Source organism: Polymorphobacter megasporae (genome assembly GCF_018982885.2).
Lineage (GTDB): Bacteria > Pseudomonadota > Alphaproteobacteria > Sphingomonadales > Sphingomonadaceae > Polymorphobacter_B > Polymorphobacter_B megasporae.
Genome location: NZ_CP081848.1, coordinates 3,798,429 through 3,820,672, shown reverse-complemented (window position 1 = coordinate 3,820,672; position 22,244 = coordinate 3,798,429). Strand labels below are relative to the sequence as shown.

The following is a 22,244-nucleotide window of genomic DNA, read 5'->3' as shown; positions in this document are numbered from 1 at the left end:
ACCAAATCACATCGCGATAGCGCGATTGGCGCGCCCCGCCAGTTCGATGACGAACTGCCACGCGACCCGGCCCGAGCGGTGGCCGCGCCCCACCGCCCATTCGAGCGCCTCGGCGTCGGTGAAGGCGAGACCATGCGCGGCTGCATAGCCCGCGACGATCGCCAGATATGTAATCTGGTCGCAGTTGTGAAACCCGAGGCTGAGCCCGAAGCGATCGGCGAGCGCGAGCCGGTCGTCGATGACGTCGCGCGCGTTGATCGCGCTCGCCGCCTCGGTATCGGCGTGCTCGCGCGCCACGAGGTGCCGCCGGTTCGACGTGACGGCAAGCCGGACGTTATCGGGTCGTGCCTCGATCCCGCCGTCGAGGATCGATCGCAGCGCCTTGTACTGGCGCTCGTCGGCCTCGAACGAGACGTCGTCGGCATAGACGATGAAGCGGCGGGAGGTTAGTCCGAGCACGCGGAACAGGCCGGGCAGGCCGGTCAGATCGTCGCGCGCGACCTGGATCAGCGCGAGCGCCGGCCCAGTCGCCTCGGCAACCACCGCCGCATGGACCGCGCGAACGAGCGAGCTTTTGCCCATCCCGCGCGCGCCCCACAGCAGGACGTCGTGCGCGGCTGCTCCGGCGGCGTGGCGCCGGGTGTTGGCGAGCAGGGCATCGCGCTGGGCGTCGACCCCGGCAAAACGAGCGAGCGGCTGGGCCGGCGGCGGGGCGACCGCGCGCAGAACGCCGCCGTCGAAGACGAAGGCATCGCCAACCGCGGGATCGGCGGGCACGGGGAGCGGCGGCACAAGGCGATCGAGCGCGTCGGCGATGCGGATGAGGGGGTCGGTCATCGGCGCGATGTACCCGATCCACCCCGCAACGGGGAGGGGCAGGATCGCCAGCAGCGCCGCGACCATTTGCGCGCTACCTCGCATCGGCTATAGAGCCGCGCAAACCTACCCCACGGAAGAAACTTTCATGTTCTCATCCCCGGCCTATGCCCAGACGGCAGCGGCCTCCGGCCTCCAGGGCAACCTGCTCCTGTTCCTGCCGTATGTGGCGATTTTCGCGATCTTCTACTTCCTGATGATCCGCCCGCAGCAGCAGCGCGCCAAGGCGCATCGCGCCGCGATCGACGCGGTCAAGCGCGGCGACGAGGTCGTCACCGGCGGCGGGCTGATCGGACGGGTGACCAAGGTCGCCGACACCGAGCTCGAGGTCGAGGTCGCGACCGGCGTCAAGCTGCGCGTCGTCAAGGGCACGCTGTCCGAAGTCCGGACCAAGCCGCTCCCCGCCGCCGCCAACGACACGAAGAACTAGCATGCTCGGCTTTCCAAACTGGAAAGTGTGGACGATTCTGGCCACGCTGGTCCTCGGCGTGATCTTCGCGATCCCCAATTTCATCCCCGCGGCGACGCTCAAGTCGCTGCCGTCGTTCGTGCCCACGGGAACGCTCAATCTCGGCCTCGACCTGCGCGGCGGCAGCTACATGATGCTCGAAGCGGCGACCGACGACGTCCGCAAGCAGAAGCTCGACGGCCTCGAGGAAACTGCCCGTACCGAACTCGCTGGAGCCGACGGCGGCGCGGTCAAGTATCGCGACCTCGGCATCACCGGCAGCGCCGTCGCACTGACGGTGACCGACCCGACCCAGCTCGACCGTGCGGTCGAAACGCTGCGCAAGGTAACGCGCCCCGTCGGCAACCTCACCGGGCAGCGCGATGTCGAGGTCGCCGTCGTCGACGGCAACCGCGTGACGATGACGCCGACCGACGCCGGCATCACGTCGGCGACCAACAGCGCGATGGAGCAGGCGGTAGAAGTCATCCGCCGCCGGATCGACGAACTCGGCACCCGCGAGCCGACGATCGTCCGCCAGGGCGACAACCGCATCGTCGTCCAAGTCCCCGGCCTGCAGGACCCGTCGGCGCTTAAGGCGCTGCTCGGCAAGACCGCCAAGCTCGAATTCAAGCTCGTCGACACCGACGCCGACCCCGCCGAAGTCGCCGCGGGTCACGCCCCCGCCGGCAGCCAGATCCTGCCGTATGCCGACCAGCCGGGCACCGTCGCGGTCAAGCGCCGCGCGATGATCACCGGCGACCAGCTCGTCGACAGCCAGGTCGGGCAGGACGACAACGGCTCGCCCGCCGTCACCTTCCGCTTCGATTCGACCGGCGGCCGCCGCTTCGCCAAGGCGACGCAGGAGAATGTCGGCAAGCCGTTCGCGATCATCCTCGACAACAAGGTCATCTCCGCGCCACGGATCAATGGCGCGATCCTCGGCGGCTCGGGCATCATCTCGGGCAACTACACGACCGCGAGCGCGAACCAGTTCGCCATCCTGCTGCGGTCGGGCAAGCTGCCGGTCGAGCTGAAGGTCGTCGAGGAACGCACCGTCGGTCCCGACCTCGGTGCCGACTCGATCCGCGCCGGCAGCCTCGCTGCGGGCACCGCGGTGATCGCGGTCGCGCTGCTGATGATCGTCACCTACGGCCGCTTCGGCGTCTATTCGGTGATCGCGCTGATCCTCAACATGATCCTGATCATCGGCGTGATGTCGGTCGTCGGCGCGACGCTGACGCTGCCGGGGATCGCGGGCCTTGTCCTGACGATCGGCGCGGCGGTCGACGCCAACGTCCTGATCAACGAGCGCATCCGCGAGGAGCAGCGCAAGGGCCGGGGCGTCATCGCGAGCGTCGAGGTCGGCTTCCGCGACGCGACGCGGACGATCTGGGACGCGAACTCGCTCAACATCATCGTCGCGATCATCATGTTCATGTTCGGGTCGGGGCCGATCAAGGGCTTCGCGGTGGTGCTGTCGATCGGCATCGCCACGAGCGTCTTTACCGCCGTCACCGTCGTTCGTCTGATGGTCTCGCGCTGGCTGACGAGCGCCCGCCCGAAGGCGCTGACGATATGAATTTGATCGAAATCCTCCCCGTCTTCGGGGAGGGGGACCATGCCCTTGCATGGTGGAGGGGCGGGCGTACGAGCTCGCAGACCGCATGAGCGGCGTTCCGCGCAACGTCGACACGGCCCGCCGGCTGCGCCGCGACATGAGCCTTCCCGAAGTCCTGCTCTGGCAGGAACTCCGTCTGCGGCCGGGTGGGCTGAAGTTTCGCCGCCAGCATGCGGTAGGTGAGTACGTGCTCGACTTTTATTGTTCAGCCGCGCGGCTGGCTATCGAGATCGATGGTCGCTCGCACGACCATGCCGATCGGCCGCAGCGCGATATCTCCCGCGATGCATGGCTCGCAACGCAAGGCTTGCGCTGTATCAGGATTCCCGCCGCAGCGGTTTTGAGCGACGCTTCCGGTGTTGCCTCGTGGCTGAGCGCGCAAGCAGTGAGCCCGTTCAACCGCCCCTCCACCATCGCAAGGGCGATGGTCCCCCTCCCCGAAGGCGGGGAGGATCAAGGAAGCCAGTCATGCCGTTGAAGATCGTTCCTGACAACACCAACATCGGCTTCGTCAAGCTTCGCTACTTCGCGTTCGCGCTGACGCTGCTGCTGACGCTCGGCTCGATCGGGCTGCTCGCGACGCGCGGGCTCAACCTCGGCGTCGATTTCGTCGGCGGGTTGACGATGGAGGTCGCCTTCCCGGTGGCACCGCCGCTCGACCGGCTGCGCGGCGAGGTTCGCGGCCTCGGCGTCGGCGATGTCTCGCTGCAGGAATTCGGCTCGCCGAAGAACATCCTGATCCGCCTGCCGCTGCCGCCGGGCGACCAGACCGCGGTGCAGAAGGTCGTCGCCAAGGTCCAGAGCGACCTCAAGGGCAAATACGGCAATGTCAGCTTCCGCCGCACCGAGTCGGTGAGCGGCAAGGTCAGCCAGGAGCTGATCCACAAGGGTGCGCTCGCGGTGCTGCTGTCGATGGCGGCGGTAGCGCTGTTCACCTGGTTCCGCTTCGAATGGCATTTCGGCGTCTCGACCGTCGTCGCGCTCGTCCACGACGTCACGGTGACGCTCGGTTTCTTCGCGCTGACACACCTCGAGTTCGACTTGAACGTCGTCGCCGCGATCCTGACGATCATCGGCTACAGCCTCAACGACAAGGTCGTGATCGATGACCGGATTCGCGAAAACCTGCGCAAGTACCGCCAGATGGACATCGGCCCGATCATCGACCTCAGCGTCAACGAGACGCTGCCGCGCACCGTGATGACGTCGCTGGCGATGATCACCGCGCTGACCGCGATGCTGCTGCTCGGCCCCGACGTGATCTTCGGGTTCACCGCAGCGATGCTGCTCGGGATCGTCGTCGGCACATATTCGTCGATCTTCGTCTCGTCGTCGCTGCTGATCGCGCTCGGCGTCAAGCCGAAGATCGAGCCGCTGGCGAAGAAGGCCGGCCCGTCGATCAACGTCGAGCGGGCACGCCGCTGATCTTACCTTTTGTAGGATTTGGCGGTGCAATCTTGACATTGCGAACCAATTAGGCTATGGGCGGGGATGGACACTTCCCCGCCTCGTCGCCGTCGTCGTCGCACCGGGTGGACCCCGGCGCGTCAGCGTCAGTTCGTCACCGACCTCGCGACCTCGGGTAACGTCCGCGAGGTCTGTGCGCGGATCGGCCTGTCGCGGACAAGCGCGTACAAGTTTCGCGATCAGCCGCACAATGCCGCCTTCGCCCGCGCGTGGGATGCGGCGCTCGACCGCTACATGGCCGACATCGCGGACGAGGCAGCCGACCGCGTGTCCGAGGGCGAGACGCGGCCAGTGAAGTACAAGGGGGCGATCGTCGGCGAGCGGGTCGTCGTCACTAATCGCCTGCTGACCGCGCTCCTGCTCTACCGTTCGAGCCCGCGGACAAGCCGCGCCAAACCGCCGAAAACGTCAACACTGTCAACTTAATGCCGTGACCGCAGGACGCGATCACGGCGTCGAAATTGCCAACTCTGTCAACTTAAGCAGAGCGTCAGACGACCTGCCCAAGCCCGTCGCACGACAGGTCGAACGCGGCGAGGCCGCCTTCGAGGTACGCCGCAAGCATCGGCAGATCGAGCAGGAAGTCCGCAGCGTCGTCGACCTCCTCGCTGGCGTCGTCCATCGCGTCGGACCACTCGCTCGCATCGTACGTCCCGCGGCCGACCAGCGCGAGGGCAACGAGCTCGGCCTTCTCGTCGTCGGCGAGGTCGTCGATGATCGCGCGCAGCTCCTCCTCGGTCGGGTTGTCGCCGTCGTCCTCGATCTCGTCGGCGGCGCCGTCATCGGTCGGGTTCGAGCCGTCGTCGGGATCGGTGTCGGGCACCAGCGCCTCGAACTCGCGGGCGCGCAGGATGACGCGGCAGACGGTCTCGAGCGGGATAGTCAGTTCCATGGGCGTCTCTCCTGTGTCGAACCGCAACGACGCCGGTGCATCGGGGTTCCGCGCTCCGCCGTGACGGTCTGAACTACGCCGCCACCGCTCGCAACGGCGCGATCCCGATCCGGCCGCGGGCGCTATCATACTCGCGGCGCAGCTTCGCGATGAACGCCGCCGCTGGCATAACGGCATCGATCGCGCCGATCCCTTGGCCGCAGCCCCAGATTTCCTTCCACGCCTTGGGCGCGGCGCCGCTGCCGAAGTCCATCGTCGAGACGTCGCCCTCGGGAAGGTGGTCGGGGTCCATTCCGGCAAGCGTGATCGACGGCTTGAGGTAGTTGCCACTGACCCCGGTGAACAGGCTCGAATAGACGATGTCGGATGCCGAACTGTCGACGATCATCTGCTTGTAGCGCTCGTCGGCGCGCGCCTCGGTCGTGGCGATGAACGCCGAGCCGATATAGGCGAAGTCGGCTCCCATCGCGGTCGCCGCAAGCACCGACGCGCCGCTGGCGATCGACCCCGACAGCGCGAGCGGGCCGTCGAACCACTTGCGGATTTCCTGGATGAGCGCGAACGGCGAGGTCGTGCCGGCATGGCCGCCCGCCCCGGCGGCGACCGCGATCAGGCCGTCGGCGCCCTTCTCGATCGCCTTGTGGGCGAAGCGGTCGTTGATGACGTCGTGCATGACGATGCCGCCGTACGAATGAATCGCTTCGTTGACGTCGACCCGCGCGCCGAGCGACGTGATGATCACCGGGACCTTGTACTTCACGCACAAAGCGAGGTCGTCCATCAGCCGGTCGTTCGACTTGTGGACGATCAGGTTGACCGCATACGGCGCGTCGTCGGGGCCAATCTCAGCGTTCAATCGGACAAGCCACTCCTCGAACTGCGCGAGCGGGCGCGCGTTAAGGCTCGGGAAACTGCCGATGACGCCCGCCTTGCACTGCGCGATGACGAGGTCGGGGTTCGAGATGATGAATAGCGGCGACGCAATCACCGGGATCGACAGGCGGCGGCTGAGGGCGGCGGGGATCGACATCGGCGAGGGCTCCTGGTGCGCGAAATCAGTCTGACGTTCCGTCATCCCCGCCTTCGCGGGTATGACGTTGATTGTAGCCACTCTATCTTACCCGGCCAGCGGTGATTTGAGCGCTACTGTATTGTCTGCCAGCAATGCCGGGTAGCGGGCAAGCCCCGCGAGGCGGTTGCGGGAACGGCAACACCACGGCGGGAGCAGCTGTCGAAGCCGCTGTCCTACACCCCCCGGATCGCGGTAGGCTCCCTCGTCGCCACCGGGCGGCACGCGTTCTTTCTCATTGGTACAGCTTCATCATGCGTCGTCGTCGGAATCGGCGCACAAGAAAGCGACCGACGCCTACATTGCCTTGACCCGCACGACGGTCGCCCACACGCTCGAACCATGCTGTCCATCCTTGCCTTTGGAGCGGTGCTGCTCGCGGTGACGGCGCTCGCCGACGCCGGGTCGGGGCGGCTTGGCGTTCCGCAGTCGATCGTGCTCGTGCTGACCGGCGCGGCGATCAGTATAATTCCGGGGCTGAAGCCGGTCACGATCAAGCCCGACTTCGTCATGCTCGTGCTCCTGCCGCCGCTGCTCTATAGCGCTGGGGTCGGCATGAGCTGGCGCGGGTTCCGCGATAACCTCCGGCCGATCCTGCTTCTCGCCATCGGCTGCGTCCTGTTCACCGCGTCCGCCGTCGCCGCGGCGTGTCACTTCCTGCTCGGCATGAACTGGGCGGTCGGCTTCGTCCTCGGTGCCGTCGTTGCGCCGCCCGACGCGGTCGCACCGATGGCGATCGCGCGGCGGCTGCACATGCCGCAGCGGCTGCTGACGATTCTCGAGGGTGAAGGGCTGGTCAACGACGCCACGGCGCTAATCCTGTTTGCCTTCGCGGTCGGCGCGGTCACGAGCGGCGGCGTCTCGGTGTCGACGGCCTTGGCCTCCTTCGCCGCGATCGTCGTCGGCGAACTGGCGTGGGGGCTTGCCGTCGCCTGGACCACGCTGCGCATCCGCCGCTGGGCGAAGAGCCCGCAGTCGGAGATCATCCTCGCCCTGCTCACGCCGTTCCTCGCCTTCTGGCCACCGCATGCGCTCGGCGGGTCGGGCGTGCTCGCTGCGGTCGCCGCCGGACTGTTCGTCAGCTGGAACGGCCCGCGGCTGATCGCCTCGGCAACGCGACTCCAGGGCTATTTCGTCTGGGGACTGGTCACCCACGCGATCGAGGGTCTGCTCTTCATGCTCATCGGTCTGCAGGCCAAGGCGCTCGCGAGCGGGCTATCGGGCGGAGGGTGGCAACGGCTGGCCGAGGCGGCGGTGGTCGTCACGGTGGTGGTCGTGGTCGTCCGCTTCATCTGGGTTTTCCCGGCGACATATCTGCCACGGTTGATCCCGGCCGTCGGCCGTCGCGATCCGAATCCGCGCTGGCAGATGCCATTCCTGATCGGCTTCACCGGCATCCGCGGCGTCGTCTCGCTCGCCGCCGCGCTCGCCATCCCTCGGCAGATCGGCGACGTGCCGTTTCCCGAGCGTGACCTCATCCTGTTCGTGACCTTCGTCGTGATCATGGTGACGCTGATCGGGCAGGGTGCGCTGCTGCCGCCGGTGATCAAAGCCTTAGGGCTGGCCGATGAGGGCAGGCGCGAGGCCGCCGACGCCAAGAAGGCCGAGGTCACGGCGCGACTGGCGGCGATCGATGCGGTCCTCGCCGAGATCGATCACCTCGATGCCACCGGCGAAGACCCGGCGGCGATCGAGGCGCTACGCCGCCGCCACGGCGACCGGCGCAAGGAATATGCCGGCACTGCCGACGACGCGGTCGAAGGCAGCCCGGTCGCGGTCGATGCGCGACTCCAGGCCAGACTGATCGAGGCCGAGCGTGACGCGATCGCCATCGCCTACCGCGACGATGCGATTACCGACGACGCCCGCCGCCGCATCGAGCGCGAGCTCGACCTCGAGGATGCGCGCAACCTGCACGCGCTCGAGAGCGCGACCGGGGATCGTCTCGCCGACCCCGAGTCCGAGGTCGAGGGCTAGCAAATCCGTCATCGCGACCGGCAGGCGGTCTCGAAGCCTCCGTCAGCGGTCGAGACTGTGTCTCAGGAAGTCACCGACCAGATCGAGTGAGAACCAGCCGCCGTCGCGCCATAGAGGATCGCGCTGCCTGCCACCGCGTCAACCGGCCGGCACCACCAGCCAGGGACTGCTGCCGACCGTTGCCGCTTCGTAGGTCACGCCGTCGGCCTGGGGTGTCTTGCCCATCAGGTCGTCGAACCGGCTGCCTTCCAGTCATCCTTGTGTCCGGGCCGGAGCGGCGCGTGATCAGGCCGCAGCGCCCCTAGAAGCGCGTCCGTATCCCGGCGAGCCAGCGGCGCGGTGCGCCTGGTCCGAGACTGCGGGGGTTGGTCGCCCCGGGCGCCTCGGCGAGCGCGACCTGGCTGGTCTCGGAGAAGGTCCCGAAGCTCGCGTAGCGCTTGTCGAAGACGTTGGTCAGCTCGCCGAACACCGAGACGGGTCCGAGTACGGCAACGCTGCCGCGCAGGTTGAGCAACGCAAATGCTCCGGTGGTGGGTTGGAGATTTGCTTCATCGCCGCTCAGATACTGACCGCTTTGCGCCTGCACATCGCCACCAAGGGTGAATTTGCGCCCGGTGAAGTCAACCGACACGAGCCCGCGATGCTGCGGGATGCCGGGCAAGCGGTCGCCGCGGCGGACTTGAATCTGTCCATCATCGTCGGCCGACGGGTTGTCGGGACTGTTGAGCAGCAGCGCGGTGCGGAAGGTCGCGTCGGTCAGGGCATAGCCGGCGTGAACGGTCCAGGGACCTTGTTTCGCGGTCAGGCTGGCGTCGACGCCCTGCCGCCGGGTCTGCCCGATGTTCTGGAAATAGGCCCGGCCGCGCGTGTCGGCGGCGATGAATTGGATGTCGTCATGATTGACGCCGCGGTACGTCGACACCAGCCAGCTCAGCTGCCAGGGACCGGCATCGAACTTGCCCGACGCGCCGGCTTCCCAGGTCTTGGCGACGACCTGCTTCAGCGGCGGGTCGCCGACGAAGAAGTTGGTGAGGCTGCACGGCGCGGCGGGATCGGCGCATGACAGCTCGGCAGGCGTCGGTGCGCGGTTGGTCTCGGCATAGCCGGCGCGCACGGCAATCGCCGGCACGATCTGGTACGCGAGCTCGACGCCGGGATTGACGCGGTGGAAGCTGTGCCGGCCGTTCAGCGCCGTGCCGAGCTGGTCGTCGAGTGCGACCTCGGCAACGTTCCAGCGCACGCCGATCTCGGCAGTAAGGCCGGGCAACAGCGGCAGCCGGTCGGACAGGAACACCCCGGTGTAGCGCGTTCGTGCCAGCAGCGCGACCGGAGCAATCGAGCCGTCGGGCTGGTCGATGATCGTGCCGAGCCCCTCGACGCTGCGGTCCTGGGTCAGCGCGCCGAGCTCGGTCGCCGACTCGAAGCTGGTCCGGCTGCGGTCGTGGCTGAAGCCGATCGTCAGTTCGTTGTTGCCGCCGAGCAAAGCGCGCGTGTCGACGAGCTGGACCAGCGCACCCGCGGACGTCGTCCGGGTCGTGCTGCGATTGAGGACGCCATAGGCACCATCGAGGGTGTCGGCCACCGCGGCACCGTTCGCGCCGATCAACGGGTTCTGGTTGCCCGCGGTATCCTCGAGGCACAGCTGCCCGGCCGCGTCGTCACAGCCTTCGACATCGGCGGCATCACCGTTGACGGTGCGCTGACGCAGATGCTGGAGGTACAGGCTCGCCTCGATGCGGATGGTCGACGACAGCTTTACCCACGGATGCAGGCTCACCCGGCCATATTGGTTGCGGGTGTTATCGGGGTAGGTGAACACTGCACGTCGGTCGGCGGCAAGCAGTTCGACCGGGGCCGACCCGTTGCCGGTCAGGTCGCTGTCGGCGCCGACGAGCTTAAGGTGGATGCCGGCGTGCTCGCCGTCGAAGCCGAGGTCGGCGTAGCCATTGTATAGCGTCGAGGGCGAGTGCCGCCGCCATCCGCCGTCATGATTTCCCTCGAGCGCGACATAGGCGCTGTACGGTCCGTCATTCCAGCCGGCCTCGACCGAGCCGTTGGCACGGTCATAGCGCCCGCCCGCTCCGGACATGGCGAACCCCGGCGCCGTCCGCCCGGTCTTCGTGGCGACGATGATCGCGCCGCCGAGCGCGTTCAGGCCATAGACAGGGCTGGCATCGCGGATCGACACGCTGTCGATCGCGACTTCGGGGAGGAGGTCGAAGTTGACGGTATCGCCGAACGGCTGGTTGAAGCGCCCGCCGTCGAGGTAGACCGCGAGGCCTTGCGCATTGCCCTGCAGCGGCGAGGCGACGAAGCCGCGATAGACAAGGTTTGGTTGGTACGGGTTGCTCTGCGCCTCTGACAGCGACAGGCCCGGCAGCGATCGCGCCAATCCGCCGAGCAAGTCGGCATGCCCGGCGCGCGCCAGGTCGGTCGACGTCACCATCAATGCGTCATCGTTATAGTCGCGGCCGCCGGGGGCGGTGACGATAATGTCTGCGACAAAACCAGCCACAGGCTGCGATGACTGCGCCAGCAGCGGTGCCGAGGCGGCGATCAGGCAGCCGGATGCGAGAAACTTGAGGCACGTCACGGAGAGCCTCATCGCGACACGACCATGGCGATGTCCTGCGGTCGCTGTCTCGCGGCGCGTCGCGCCAGCAGTTTCATCAAGGCGCTGGCTGAAGCAATGTCATGGAGTGAGGCGTTAACACTGTGGCCAGTCTTCGCAAACTCGGTTGACCAGCAAGACCTGCAGTCGCCTCGGGTCTGTTCGGGCGGCACGGCACTCCGTCCTGCGACGCTCAGGTCCGCGTCGGCCTTGTGCGCGGAGCCGACGGCGGATGCTACACGACTCGGGGTTACTCAACTGTCGATCGAGCAGCGTTGATCGGTCGCCTCTGGCGCGTCTGCCATCCGAAGTGAAGCACGCGCGCAGACCGCTTCTTCATCCAGATCAGGATGCCGGTGAAACTGAGCGCGACCACGGCGAGGCCGAGCACGGCCTCGAAGATGCGATACGGCAGCCCGATAATCGCGGCGCGGTGGATCATACCGAACCAGATCGTCGCGGCGTCCGCCGTCGTCGCGCCGAGCGGCGGCACGAATCGGATGAGCCGACCGTCGATACCGCTGAACCAGACTTGGGTCGATGCGTCCTTCGTCGACACGTCGAGGCTGGTCCATGCCGAATAGAGGTAGGTGGCTGATTCCGGGATATAATAAAGGAACCCGTCGCGGCGCACAGTGAAGCTGTGCCGTCCGGACTCGGCGGCGATCAGCGCGCGACCGCGCGCCGCTGCGGCAGAGAGGCCGATCGGCGGGTCGGCGATCGGAGCCGCCAGCGGCGCGGGATTTACGTCGGGCGACGCGCCGAGTGCCGCCATAACCGGTCGATGGACCGCCGGCAGGTTGAACCCGACGCTCGACCACGCGAACACGAGGAGCAACGGCCAAAGCCACAATCCTCCGGCCCGGTGCAGGTCGAAATGGAACCGGTAGCCGCGCGATGCTCCCTTGATCCGCCATGCCGCGCTCCATTTCTTCCCCCAGCCCTTGCCCGGACCGGGAGCGGTGGAGCGGGGGCGCCGGGCGGGTAGCGTCAGGTAGAAGCCGACGACACAATCGAGCGTCCAGATCAACGCCGCGCACCCCAGCGCGAACGTGCCCCATTGGCCGAGCGCGAGGCTGTGGTGGACCTTATAGAGGAACGGCATGATGTTCTCCGGCCCGTCGGCGAGGACGCCATCACGCGCGCGGAACTGGATGCTGCCGTCGTAAGGATTGGCCCAGACCGTGTCGTAGTCGAGCGCGGGGGCACCGGGACGTGCGCCGACAAAAAGCTGTAGCGGCCGATCGGCCTCGCGATCGAGCGGCACGAACGTCACCTTGGCGCCGGTCGCCGCCTCCACCCGCTCGGCGATGATCGTCCCATCGAGCATCAGCGTGCCGGGGCGATGCAGGGCAACCCGGGCGCTCGCCCGGCTCGTGGCGCGGGTCAGCTCCTCACGGAACGTCAGCAGTGATCCCGTCGTGCCGGCGACGATCAGGAATAGGGCGATCGTCAAGCCAGCCCAGCGATGCGCGACAACCCAGAACTGGCGGCCGGTCGGCACATAGCGCTGTGCATCCTGGCGCAGCCGCCCCCCGGCGACGACCGGCGCTGTCACGACGGACGTTCGACCGGATGTCGTGGTTCGGTTAGCCGACATGGTCTCGCCGCTTCGCGGTCAGAACTTGTAGCTGACTGTTCCCTGGACCGTGCGGCGATTGCCGTACCAGCACCAATTATAATTGACGTAGCAACCGGTGAGATAGCGTTTGTCGAACAGGTTGGTCGCGTTGACGGCGACCGTCATCCCCTTGAAGCGGTCCTTGAAGCTGCCAAGGTCGAACCGCATCAATGCATCGACCAGTGTGTAAGACGGCGAATTATTGTCGCCATAGGCGTAGACCTGATCGACGTGACGGACTGCGCCGCCGAGCGTCAAGCCCTTCAACGGTCCCGCCACCGGTGCCCAATTCAGGACCGCCGACGTGCCGCCGCGGCCGACGGTCGGCGGGCCGTGACCGACGTTCTGGGGATCCTGATCCTCGAGGATCCGCACGCCTTGCCGGCTGAAGGCGACATCGACGGAGAAACCATGCGGCAGCGGCGCCTTGGCTTCGATCTCGACGCCGCGCGACCGGACCTTGCCCGATTGATAGGCGAGGAACGACACCGGATCGTAGGTCAGGACATTGGTCTGTTCGATGTCGAAATACGCGCCGGTGAGCAGGATGTCGGTGCCGGGCACCTGATATTTCACGCCGCCTTCGATCTGCCGGCCGAGCGATGGCTTCGCGAGTGATCCGTCGGTAAGCGTCGCCGCCTGCGGCTGGAACGACGTCGAATAGGTGACGTACGGCGCGATGCCGAGCGCGGTCTTGTACAATGCGCCGACGCGGTAGGTGAACTTCTGGTCATTCTGCGCGCCTGTGCCGTTGACATCCTGACGCGCCCAGTCCTGCCGTCCGCTCAGTGTCAGCCGCAGTCCCTGCCACGAGATCTGGTCCTGAACGGAAACCCCCTGCTGGCGCTGGTGAGTTACCGTCCTGGAGGGAAAACCGCCGGGCACTTCGTCGGGTGTCTGCGGCGTCGGCATCGTGCCGTAGACCGGGTTGTAGGCGTCGATCGACGTCGCCGTGCCGAACGCGGCATTTTCGTCGAAATGGAGAACCTGCCGGTCCGCGCCGATCAGCACATCATGCTCAAACGGACCGGTCGTGAACTTGCCGGCCAGCTGGGTATCGTAAACCCAGTCGTTATTACTCTCGTCGGTCGAATACGAGCCGCGTGAATAGACCGTCGACGGCGCGACGGTCGGGTCGATTGCGGCACCCGAGATGTAGACGATGCCGAGGCGGCTTTTGACATACTGATAGCGGCCGGACGCCTTGAACGACCAGTTCGCGCCGAAGTCGTGCTTGAACAGGGCCGTGGCGCTGAGCTGGTCACGTTTGAAGAAATCGTTCGGTTCGCCGTTGTAGAAATTCGTCGAAATGCCCTTGCCGCCGGCCGCGGGGTTGGAGAACAGCGTGCCGACCGCCGGAAAGACGCCGTAATTGCCGTTGCGCGGATCGTGCGAATAATTGGCGAGCAGGGTGAGGGTGGTCGCCGTGCCTGCGCCGAGCGTCGTCGCGGCGGAGATCGTCTGGCGCGCCCGCGTGCCATATTGCTGCTGGTCGTGCCCGCCGTTGACGCTGCCATAGATGCGCCACAGTGCGGTGTCGGAAAACCGCCCGCCGAGATCGGCGTCGGCCCGGTAAAGATCATAGCTGCCATAAGTGCCGGAAATCGCTCCGTAGAGATCGCGGTCGAGCGGCAGCTTGCTGTTCTGGACGACGAGGCCGCCCGGACCCGATCGGCCGTACAGCGCCGACGACGGTCCCTTGATCACCTCGACACGGTCGATCCGCGAGATGTCGGCCTGCGCGGCAGCATAGCCGGTACCATCGGTCTGATAGACATAATATAGCCCATCGAGGAACACCGGCGCAGCGAACCCGCGCAGGGTGAAGAGGTCGTAGACGTCGGCAGAGGCACCGCGCTGTTCGGGCGTGACCCCGGCGACGAAGCGCAGCGCCTGATCGAGATTCTGCAGACCGAGCGTGTTGATCTGCTCGCTCGAAATGACGCTGATCGACTGCGGTGTTTCGGCGAGCGGCGTCAGCGTCTTGGTTGCGGCGAAGGCATCGTTTGGGGGCAGACGCCCGGTAACGATGATGTCGGACATGTCGGTTGCCGCGTCGCTCGCCACGTCGCCGGCCCACGCCGGACAAGCCAACGCGACTTGTCCCAAAATCATCGCGGTTCCCACCGCCTTCAACCTGAACATCATATTGATTCCCGCTTTCAAGCGAGCGCTTAGCAATGGTGATAATGTCTCGCAATAGCTATTAGCGCGGCGCTACGCGATGCCGAAGGTCATCATCGAGTCTTGATGGCCCCTGCCAGGCAGCAAGCGCGCGTCAGTGGCCAACGCGAACATCGTCACCAAGCCGTAACCTTCATCTGCAATCGTTAACCTCGACGGGGGTCGCACTTATCGCTGCCCTCCTCGCATCTGCAGAGGATAGATCATGAATCGCATCGTCAAAGCGACCTTCGCCGCGCTCACCTGTTTTGGAGCGGTCGTCGCTGCGCCAGCGTCTGCGGACACGATCGCCAACCCAGCGAACAGCTACGGCTCGCCCTATCTTTCCGGCAGCCTCACGGGAGGAAATCAGACCCAATATTTCGGCGAAACCTTCACCGCCCCGATCAGCGGCAACCTCACCGATTTCCAGTTCACGCTGAACACGTCTACGCTGCAATCGGTCTACGGCATCGTATTCGCCTGGGACGGGACCGGCCCCACGACAGAACTTTATCGCAGCGCGGTCCGCTCGGGAGCAGCGGGCCTATTCGACTTCGCCCCAACGGGTGTGTTGCTGACTCAGGGGAAGACCTATGTCGCTTTCCTCAGCACATTTGGGCTGACCGGCAATTCCGGTCTGGCCACGGTCGGATCGTGCCTTCCGTTCGTCGGGTGCGCTTCGAACTCGATCCCCAACCTCGGCACGCTGGTCATCGGCAACGTTCTCGGCGACGGACCCGTGTTCAACTCGCTGAGCTATCTGGATGCGACTTTTTCGGCGACCATCACCGCTGCAGCCGTTCCGGAGCCCGCGACTTGGGTATTGATGATCGTTGGGATGGGCGCGGTCGGCTACGCGTTGCGTCGCCGGCAGAGGCTTGAGACGCCCCAACGCCAACCGGCAAACGGCTAGCCCCTACCAACTTACAGCGTCCGATTTCGCGAACGGCGGGCAGGTCGAGTGTCGCCCTGTCAGCCGTTCACGAAGCAACTGGCCATGACGGGCTTAGTTGGCTTCCTTCTCGAGTGCGGCGTTGAGTTCGGCCCCGAGAAGCAAGACATAGGCTGATAGGTACAGCCACAGCAGCAGCACGACGACCGCGCCGAGCGAGCCGTAGGTCGCGCCGTAATGACCGAAGCTCTTGGCGTAGAGGCCGAACCCGAACGTCACCGCAAGGAAACCGATCATCGTCAACAGCGATCCCGGCGTAATCCATTGCCAGCGCGGCTGTTGTCGGGCGGGGGCGTAGCGGTACAGGAGCGCGACCGCCGTCAAGGCGATTGCCGCCGTAGCCAGCCATGACGCACCTTTGATCAAGGCGGTTGCTAGCGGGGTCAGCCCCGCAGCCGACGCGCCGAGCGCAGCAAAGACCGATCCCGACGCCAGCGCGACGACTGCGACCAACACAGCGCCAATGGTCACGGCAGCGTTGACCAGCGTCGTGCGGACGAAGCTGCGATTCTCGGGAGCTTCATAGGCGACGTTGAGCGCGATGACGACCGCTCCCGCCCCCTTCATCGCGCCGTACAGCGCCAGCACGAGCGCCAGCGCGAGGCCGAGGCCCTTCTTGCCGGTCGCACTCGCGACCACTCCGGTCAGCTGCTCGTCGATCAACTTGGCGGCGTCGGCCGGGACATGTTGGACGATCGCGCGCATCTGGGTCGCGACCTCCCCAGGATCGGTGACGAGGCCATAGGTTAGGACCAGTGCGCCGAGTGCCGGGATCAGCGTCAGGAAACCGTAATAAGCGACGCCAGCGGAGATCAGCCCAAGATTGTCCTTGTCCGACTCCTTGTAAACGCGGAGCAGCGTCCGGCCCCAGCCAGTCAGGCGCAATTTAGTGGTGGTCGGGGGTGCGCTCGTCGACATTGGGCCATCCTGTTGTCAATGCTATCCCAACGCACAAAGGTCGGCGATTGTACGGTGAGCCTCATTTTTATGGCAATGCGCGTGGTGAGTAACGTCGGAGCACATCCGCGGTTCGATGGCTGGCGTCCGCGACTGACGGCGATCGTCGTCGCAATGCTCGTGGCGTTGGGATCGCTCGCACCGCGCGAGGCGATAGCCACGACTTCTCCAAACACCATTCCGGTTGCAGCGGTGGGCGTGGCGCCAACGCCGACCGCGGCGGGCAACGGATTGCCGGCGGTGGTCCCGGCCGGCTTTGTCGCGCCGGTGCCGGCGTCGACGGTTGATGTCGATCGCGCAAACCTTGCGACGGTGATCCGCAATGTCGCGCTGCTGCAAAACCAGGCCGTCGGCGCGAGCACCGATGCGAGCATGGCGAGGCTTCGCGAGCAGACGACGTCGGCCCAGTCGGCCGCCGACAGCTTTGCCCATGCTCGCCAAGGCGAGATCGTGCAGATCGACGTCAAACTCCGCGCGCTTGGCACGCCGAACGGCAAGGCGCGACGACGACTGGACGCCGCCGATCAACGCGAACGGCATCTCCTGATGGAACGCCGTGCGCTTCTGGTCGCCGAGCTGGCGCAGGCGCGCGCTGCCGCAGTCGCCGCCAACCGCCTCTTTACCGAAGTATCGCAGCGGCGACGGACCGCGTTCGATGCGCGAACCCTCGACCGCACCGCGTCGCCGCTCGAAGCCGACTTCTGGAGTTCGCTGACGAAAGCCCTGCCGGGTGACATGCAGCGGCTCGGCGAGCTTGGCGACGAGGCGGTTGCGACGGCGCTGGCAGCAGCTGAGCCGGCGGCGGGGCTCACAATCATCCTGTCGCTGGTCATCGCGGTCGTCCTCGCGTGGCCGCTGCGGCGCATCGCCATGCGCTTCATCTACCGCTGGACCGTTAGGCCAGGCCAATCGGCGCGGTTCCATCATTCAGCCCGTGCGCTGGTGGCAGTCGTGGTCGGCACCGTGCTGCCCGGGGTCGGAGCGGTCGCTCTCAACCTCGGCCTGCAATGGGGTGGCGTGCTGTCCAGCAAGGCCACAGCACTCGCTCAGGCGGTCGTCGTCGCGGTGGTCTGGGGGGCGCTCGTCGTCAACCTCGGCCGCCAGCTAGCCGGGGGCAAGGGCGCCGATGATCGGCTGCTGACAGCCTCGGCAGCGCTCGCCAGCCGCATCCAACCGCTGTCGTGGCTGGTCGCATTGATCACCGGTGCGGGCTTTATCGTCACCCGGGTCAATAGCGTGGTCGGTGCCAGTCTTGCTGCGACGGTTGCGGCGAACTGCGTCAGCGCGGTCGCCTACGCCGCGGTGTTCGGCCTGATCCTGCTCGCGTTGAGCGAGGATCGGCCCGCGGTCGACGATACCGAAAGTGACCTGCCACCGGCGCGGGGAGCCACGATAACGCTCGTGGCCTTGACGCTCACACTGGCGATCATCGTCACGCTTGGTGCAGTCCTGACCGGCTATACGACGCTGGCGATACTCGTAGCGAGCCAGACGTTCTGGATCAGCGTCCTGGTTGCGACGACTTATCTGCTCCTGCGCTTCACCGACGACGCTCTCACCGAACTCTACAAACCCGGCGGCTGGGTTACCCGGCTGCTGGTCAATGTCATCAATTTGAGGACATCGACCGTCGAGCAGCTCGGTGTGATCACGTCAGCAGTCGTACAGGTGCTGATCGTCCTCGGTGCGCTCAGCCTTGCATTGACGCCATTCGGCCGGAACGGCGATGTCGTGGCGTCGAGCCTCGCCGGCACCAGCCACGCGATCCATCTCGGCTCGCTCGCGGTTTCGCCGCGCTCGCTTGCTGTCGGCGTGGGGTGTTTGCTGCTCGGGCTCGGCATCGTGCACCTTACCCAGCGCTGGCTCGACCAGCGTTTCCTTCCCGTCACCGAATGGGACGTCGGTGTCCGCAATTCGGTCAGCACTGGCGTCCGGTATCTCGGTGTCGGGCTGGTCTTGCTCTGGGCGCTGACCGCGGCTGGTCTTGGGTTCGGCCAGATCGCCCTCATCGCCAGCGCCCTGTCGGTCGGGATCGGCTTCGGCCTGCAGCAGATCGTCCAGAACTTCGTCTCGGGCATCATCCTGTTGATCGAGCGGCCGATCAAGGTCGGCGACCTCGTCACTGTCGGCGGGGTCGAGGGCGATATCCGCAACATCCGCGTCCGTGCGACCGAGATCATGCAGGCCGACCGGACGACGTTGATCGTGCCCAATTCGGATCTCATCACCAAGCCGGTCCAGAACAAGACGCTCGGTGACCCGCGGGGTCGCGTCCAGCTCCAGCTTACCATTGGCAGCGCGGCAGACACGACACGGGCAATCACGATCCTGCGCGAGGCGCTGGATGCCAATGTCGATGTGATCAAGAAGCCGGGTCCGACCGTGCTCGTCGACTCGCTGACGCCAAGCGGCTCGGTAAACCTGGTCGCCTTCGCCATCGTCGCGTCGCCGCGCGTCATTCCGCGGGTCCGCAGCGATCTTTATGTTGCGGTGATAGCCGCGCTCGGAGAGGCGAAGATCGGCTTCGATGGCTCGAGTGGCCAGAAAGTCGTGGTTGAGCCTGGACCGGAATTCAAGGCATTCACAGCGGCGCTAAGCGATCAGCTACCTGCGCGGCGTGATGAGACCGATCGCCACCCGGACGATGCGGCACCTGACGTAAATTAGACGGGGCTGTGCGGTGTTAGTCGGGGCGGGCAACGCTTTCACGTGCCCGCCCCGAACTTTCCTTACGAAGCGCGATCCGACGACAGCGGCTTCTTGGTGACGTCGAAGCGGTCGGCGTTCATCACCTTTACCCAGGCGGCGACGAAGTCGCGGACGAACTTCTCCTCGTGACCGTTCTCGGCATAGACCTCGGCAGTCGCCCGCAGCTGCGAGTTCGAGCCGAAGACCAGGTCGGTGCGGGTGGCGCGCCATTTCTCGACGCGTCCGCCGCGGGTGTAGCCGATGAACTCCTCGTCGCTCGACGGGTCGACGAGCTCCCAGAAGGTTTCCATGTCGAGCAGGTTGACGAAGAAGTCCGGCGTCAGCTGCCCCGGCCGCGTCGTCAGCACACCCTCGGGGATGCTGCCGTGGTTGACGCCGAGGACACGCAGGCCGCCGACCAGAACCGTCAGTTCGGGTGCCGACAGACCGAGCAAATGCGCCTTGTCGAGCAGCAGCTCCTCGGTCTTGATCGCCTGCCGGGTCTCCAGATAGTTGCGGAAACCATCAGCCTTGGGCTCCATTGGGGCGAAGCTGTCGACGTCGGTCCAGTCCTGCGTCGCGTCACCACGACCGCCGGTGAACGGCACGGTGATGTCGACGCCGGCGTCCTTCGCCGCCTTCTCGATGCCGACCGACCCGGCCAGCACGATCGCGTCGGCAAGCGAGAGGCTGCCGCGCAGTTCGCCGAGCTTGTCGAGCACGACCTTAAGCTGCTCGGGCTCGTTGACCTTCCAGTCCTTCTGCGGAGCCAGCGCGATGCGCGCGCCGTTGGCACCGCCCCGGTGGTCGGACTTGCGGTAGCTCGACGCCGACGCCCAGGCGGTCTTGACCAGCTGGCCGACGGTCAGCCCGCTTGAACGAACCTTGTCCTTGAACGCCGAGACTTCGGCCTCGGACGGCGCGGTGCCGACGGGGATCGGATCCTGCCAGATCAGGTCTTCGGCCGGAACCTCAGGCCCCATATAACGGGTTTTCGGCCCAAGGTCGCGGTGCGTTAGCTTGAACCAGGCACGCGCGAACGCATCGTCGAGTGCCGCCTGATCGTCGCGGAAGCGCTCGGAGATTGCCCGGAATTCGGGGTCCATCTTCAACGCCATGTCCGCCGTCGTCATCATCGTCGGCACGCGCTTGTTCGGGTCGCGCGCGTCGGGAGCCATGTCCTCCGGATCGGGATTGATCGGCTGCCACTGGCGAGCGCCAGCGGGGCTTTCGACGATCTCGAAGTCGTACTTGAACAAGAGCCGGAAATAGTCGCCGGTCCACTTGGTCGGGTTCGGCGACCATGCGCCCTCGATGCCCGAGGTCGTGATGTGGCCCTTGTCGATCTCCTCGGAGTCGGTCAGCCAGCCGAGGCCCTGCATGTGCACCGCCTCGCCCTCGGGACCATTGCCGAAGTTGTCGGCAGGCTTGGCACCATGGGCCTTGCCGAAGGCATGGCCGCCAGCGGTCAGCGCGACGGTCTCCTCATGGTTCATCGCCATGCGCTCGAACGTCACCTTCATGTCGTGCGCCGACTGCAGCGGATCCATGTTGCCGCCGCGACCCTCGGGATTGACGTAAATCAAGCCCATCTGGATCGCTGCCAGCGGCATTTCGAGGTCCATGCCCTTGTCCGGCTGGATGCGCGTCTCGACGTTCTGGTTGACCCACAATTCCTCGGCACCCCAATAGGTGTCGCGCTCGGCCTCGTAGACGTCCTTGCGGCCGCCGCTGAACCCGAAGATCGGGCCGCCCATCGACTCGATCGCGACGTTGCCGGCGAGGATGAACAGGTCGGCCCAGCTCAGCTGCGAGCCATACTTCTGCTTGATCGGCCACAGCAGGCGACGCGCCTTGTCGAGGTTGCCGTTATCCGGCCACGAGTTCAGCGGCGCAAAACGCTGCTGCCCCGAAGACGAGCCGCCGCGACCGTCGGCAGTGCGGTAGGTGCCCGCCGCGTGCCATGCCATGCGGATCATGAACGGCCCATAGTGCCCGTAATCCGCCGGCCACCACGACTTGCTGTCGGTCATCAGCGCGGTCAGGTCGGCCTTCAGCCCGGCATAATCGATTTTCGAGAATGCCTCGGCATAGTTGAAATCCGGCCCCATCGGGTCCGGCGATGCGCCACCCTGATGGAGAATTTCAACCGGCAGGCTGTCGGGCCACCAATCCTTGTTGGTCCGTCCAAGCAGTGAGCGCGCGGCGCCCGGTGCACCCATCGGGCACTTGCCCGCGGATTCGCCCTCTTCATAGTCAGCCATGGTCAGCAGTCCTTTCCCAAGATCTCGCACTTATACTCGTCCCCGCGCCGATTGCCGTCCAATCGATTTATTCGACTTTAGTGATCGGAGGCGCGGCTGCTCGGTTATATCAATCGTGCGCGGCAGGTTCGTCGGCGGGCACGGTAGCCAATGATATTCGCGTCACGATCGTCGTTAGCGGCGCTGCCATCAGGCGTAATAGTCGTCGTCAGGGATATCGTCGGGATAGAAACCGCTGTCATCGGTCGCCGGCTTCGCAGGGGTGGGCGACGAAGCGGGCAGCTCCGGCAGGTCGCCACCGAAGCTCACGCGGATGACGGCAACACCGCTGCTCGCAAATTGAAACACCGCGCGGATGTCGTCCCCTTGGGCAAGGCGGGCGCCAATCCAGCCACACCGCTCCGCCGACAAATAGCCGAGCTGAATGCCGCGCGCACTCAACACGGCGACGGCGGACGGATCGATCGGATTGCGCGGCTCCCGGACAAGCTGCACCGGCTCACCCGGGAGGCACAGGGCCATCTCGAACAAGCGGTTGCTTCCGTCCTTGTTGGGATGGAGGCCGCCGACCACGGTGAGACTCATGTCTGGGCGTGCCATGCCTGCCGTCTAACCGAGACGTTCGGATCATTCCA

Annotated in this window: 17 protein-coding genes; 8 read left to right on the top strand and 9 right to left on the bottom strand. The window is 65.9% G+C overall.

Annotation, left to right across the window (positions count from 1 at the left end):
• Positions 1 to 6: 6 nt before the first annotated feature.
• Positions 7 to 903 (bottom strand): ATP-binding protein, encoded by an 897-nt coding sequence (locus KTC28_RS17760; protein ID WP_369426563.1) that lies wholly within the window; start codon positions 901 to 903, stop codon positions 7 to 9.
• Positions 904 to 964: 61 nt separating this feature from the next.
• Between KTC28_RS17760 and yajC the strand changes: the two genes are divergently transcribed.
• From yajC to KTC28_RS17735, 5 genes are all read left to right on the top strand, one after another.
• Entirely contained in the window at positions 965 to 1,306 is a 342-nt protein-coding gene (yajC, locus tag KTC28_RS17755; RefSeq protein ID WP_216709158.1) for a preprotein translocase subunit YajC, read from the top strand.
• A 1-nt stretch (position 1,307) separates the two neighbouring features.
• Positions 1,308 to 2,906 (top strand): protein translocase subunit SecD, encoded by a 1,599-nt coding sequence (secD, locus tag KTC28_RS17750; protein ID WP_216709159.1) that lies wholly within the window; start codon positions 1,308 to 1,310, stop codon positions 2,904 to 2,906.
• Between the two features lie 85 nt (positions 2,907 to 2,991).
• On the top strand, positions 2,992 to 3,423 hold the full coding sequence (locus KTC28_RS17745) for an endonuclease domain-containing protein (protein ID WP_216709160.1): 432 nt from the start codon (positions 2,992 to 2,994) through the stop codon (positions 3,421 to 3,423).
• Positions 3,414 to 4,370, top strand: coding sequence for a protein translocase subunit SecF (gene secF, locus KTC28_RS17740; RefSeq protein WP_216709161.1), 957 nt, complete (start codon positions 3,414 to 3,416; stop codon positions 4,368 to 4,370). The genes KTC28_RS17745 and secF overlap by 10 nt, the downstream gene beginning before the upstream one ends.
• 66 nt (positions 4,371 to 4,436) lie before the next feature.
• The gene (locus KTC28_RS17735) at positions 4,437 to 4,838 is read left to right on the top strand and encodes a hypothetical protein (RefSeq protein WP_216709162.1); all 402 of its coding nucleotides are present in this window, start codon (positions 4,437 to 4,439) and stop codon (positions 4,836 to 4,838) included.
• A gap of 64 nt (positions 4,839 to 4,902) precedes the next feature.
• Here KTC28_RS17735 and KTC28_RS17730 read toward each other — a convergent pair whose 3' ends face one another.
• Together KTC28_RS17730 and KTC28_RS17725 are read right to left on the bottom strand one after the other, a co-directional pair.
• The gene (locus KTC28_RS17730; RefSeq protein WP_216709163.1) at positions 4,903 to 5,304 is read right to left on the bottom strand and encodes a DUF3775 domain-containing protein; all 402 of its coding nucleotides are present in this window, start codon (positions 5,302 to 5,304) and stop codon (positions 4,903 to 4,905) included.
• A gap of 73 nt (positions 5,305 to 5,377) precedes the next feature.
• Positions 5,378 to 6,334, bottom strand: coding sequence for an NAD(P)H-dependent flavin oxidoreductase (locus KTC28_RS17725; RefSeq protein ID WP_216709164.1), 957 nt, complete (start codon positions 6,332 to 6,334; stop codon positions 5,378 to 5,380).
• A 381-nt stretch (positions 6,335 to 6,715) separates the two neighbouring features.
• Here KTC28_RS17725 and KTC28_RS17720 point away from each other — a divergent pair, with 381 nt between their 5' ends.
• On the top strand, positions 6,716 to 8,350 hold the full coding sequence (locus KTC28_RS17720) for a Na+/H+ antiporter (protein ID WP_216709165.1): 1,635 nt from the start codon (positions 6,716 to 6,718) through the stop codon (positions 8,348 to 8,350).
• A gap of 301 nt (positions 8,351 to 8,651) precedes the next feature.
• Here the strand turns inward: KTC28_RS17720 and KTC28_RS17715 are convergent, their stop codons facing one another.
• The 3 genes from KTC28_RS17715 to KTC28_RS17705 all read right to left on the bottom strand — a co-directional run bounded on the left by KTC28_RS17715 (position 8,652) and on the right by KTC28_RS17705 (position 14,730).
• Complete coding sequence (locus KTC28_RS17715) at positions 8,652 to 10,955, bottom strand: TonB-dependent receptor (protein ID WP_216709166.1); 2,304 nt, start codon at positions 10,953 to 10,955, stop codon at positions 8,652 to 8,654.
• Between the two features lie 256 nt (positions 10,956 to 11,211).
• Positions 11,212 to 12,519 (bottom strand): PepSY-associated TM helix domain-containing protein, encoded by a 1,308-nt coding sequence (locus tag KTC28_RS17710; RefSeq protein WP_216709167.1) that lies wholly within the window; start codon positions 12,517 to 12,519, stop codon positions 11,212 to 11,214.
• A 60-nt stretch (positions 12,520 to 12,579) separates the two neighbouring features.
• A complete protein-coding gene (locus KTC28_RS17705; protein WP_255602139.1) occupies positions 12,580 to 14,730 on the bottom strand; it encodes a TonB-dependent siderophore receptor in 2,151 nt (716 codons plus the stop codon).
• A 241-nt stretch (positions 14,731 to 14,971) separates the two neighbouring features.
• Between KTC28_RS17705 and KTC28_RS17700 the strand changes: the two genes are divergently transcribed.
• Positions 14,972 to 15,661, top strand: a complete 690-nt coding sequence (locus KTC28_RS17700; protein WP_216709168.1) for a PEPxxWA-CTERM sorting domain-containing protein — start codon at positions 14,972 to 14,974, stop codon at positions 15,659 to 15,661.
• 93 nt (positions 15,662 to 15,754) lie between these two features.
• On the opposite strand, the gene KTC28_RS17695 is transcribed toward KTC28_RS17700, so the two are convergent.
• A complete protein-coding gene (locus KTC28_RS17695; RefSeq protein ID WP_216709169.1) occupies positions 15,755 to 16,618 on the bottom strand; it encodes a YihY/virulence factor BrkB family protein in 864 nt (287 codons plus the stop codon).
• Between the two features lie 54 nt (positions 16,619 to 16,672).
• On the opposite strand from KTC28_RS17695, the gene KTC28_RS17690 reads away from it, so the two are divergent.
• The gene (locus tag KTC28_RS17690) at positions 16,673 to 19,324 is read left to right on the top strand and encodes a DUF3772 domain-containing protein (RefSeq protein ID WP_216709170.1); all 2,652 of its coding nucleotides are present in this window, start codon (positions 16,673 to 16,675) and stop codon (positions 19,322 to 19,324) included.
• Positions 19,325 to 19,386: 62 nt separating this feature from the next.
• Here the strand turns inward: KTC28_RS17690 and katG are convergent, their stop codons facing one another.
• Together katG and KTC28_RS17680 are read right to left on the bottom strand one after the other, a co-directional pair.
• Entirely contained in the window at positions 19,387 to 21,609 is a 2,223-nt protein-coding gene (katG, locus tag KTC28_RS17685; RefSeq protein ID WP_216709171.1) for a catalase/peroxidase HPI, read from the bottom strand.
• Between the two features lie 189 nt (positions 21,610 to 21,798).
• Positions 21,799 to 22,209, bottom strand: coding sequence for an HIRAN domain-containing protein (locus KTC28_RS17680; protein WP_216709172.1), 411 nt, complete (start codon positions 22,207 to 22,209; stop codon positions 21,799 to 21,801).
• Positions 22,210 to 22,244: the final 35 nt, after the last annotated feature.

Bases quoted from the DNA above. Each gene is read 5' to 3' on its own strand.
- KTC28_RS17760 (WP_369426563.1), bottom strand. From the start codon at position 903: ATGGTCGCGGCGCTGCTGGCGATCCTGCCCCTCCCCGTTGCGGGGTGG.
- yajC (WP_216709158.1), top strand. From the start codon at position 965: ATGTTCTCATCCCCGGCCTATGCCCAGACGGCAGCGGCCTCCGGCCTC.
- secD (WP_216709159.1), top strand. From the start codon at position 1,308: ATGCTCGGCTTTCCAAACTGGAAAGTGTGGACGATTCTGGCCACGCTG.
- KTC28_RS17745 (WP_216709160.1), top strand. From the start codon at position 2,992: ATGAGCGGCGTTCCGCGCAACGTCGACACGGCCCGCCGGCTGCGCCGC.
- secF (WP_216709161.1), top strand. From the start codon at position 3,414: ATGCCGTTGAAGATCGTTCCTGACAACACCAACATCGGCTTCGTCAAG.
- KTC28_RS17735 (WP_216709162.1), top strand. From the start codon at position 4,437: ATGGACACTTCCCCGCCTCGTCGCCGTCGTCGTCGCACCGGGTGGACC.
- KTC28_RS17730 (WP_216709163.1), bottom strand. From the start codon at position 5,304: ATGGAACTGACTATCCCGCTCGAGACCGTCTGCCGCGTCATCCTGCGC.
- KTC28_RS17725 (WP_216709164.1), bottom strand. From the start codon at position 6,334: ATGTCGATCCCCGCCGCCCTCAGCCGCCGCCTGTCGATCCCGGTGATT.
- KTC28_RS17720 (WP_216709165.1), top strand. From the start codon at position 6,716: ATGCTGTCCATCCTTGCCTTTGGAGCGGTGCTGCTCGCGGTGACGGCG.
- KTC28_RS17715 (WP_216709166.1), bottom strand. From the start codon at position 10,955: ATGAGGCTCTCCGTGACGTGCCTCAAGTTTCTCGCATCCGGCTGCCTG.
- KTC28_RS17705 (WP_255602139.1), bottom strand. From the start codon at position 14,730: ATGATGTTCAGGTTGAAGGCGGTGGGAACCGCGATGATTTTGGGACAA.
- KTC28_RS17700 (WP_216709168.1), top strand. From the start codon at position 14,972: ATGAATCGCATCGTCAAAGCGACCTTCGCCGCGCTCACCTGTTTTGGA.
- KTC28_RS17695 (WP_216709169.1), bottom strand. From the start codon at position 16,618: ATGTCGACGAGCGCACCCCCGACCACCACTAAATTGCGCCTGACTGGC.
- katG (WP_216709171.1), bottom strand. From the start codon at position 21,609: ATGGCTGACTATGAAGAGGGCGAATCCGCGGGCAAGTGCCCGATGGGT.
- KTC28_RS17680 (WP_216709172.1), bottom strand. From the start codon at position 22,209: ATGGCACGCCCAGACATGAGTCTCACCGTGGTCGGCGGCCTCCATCCC.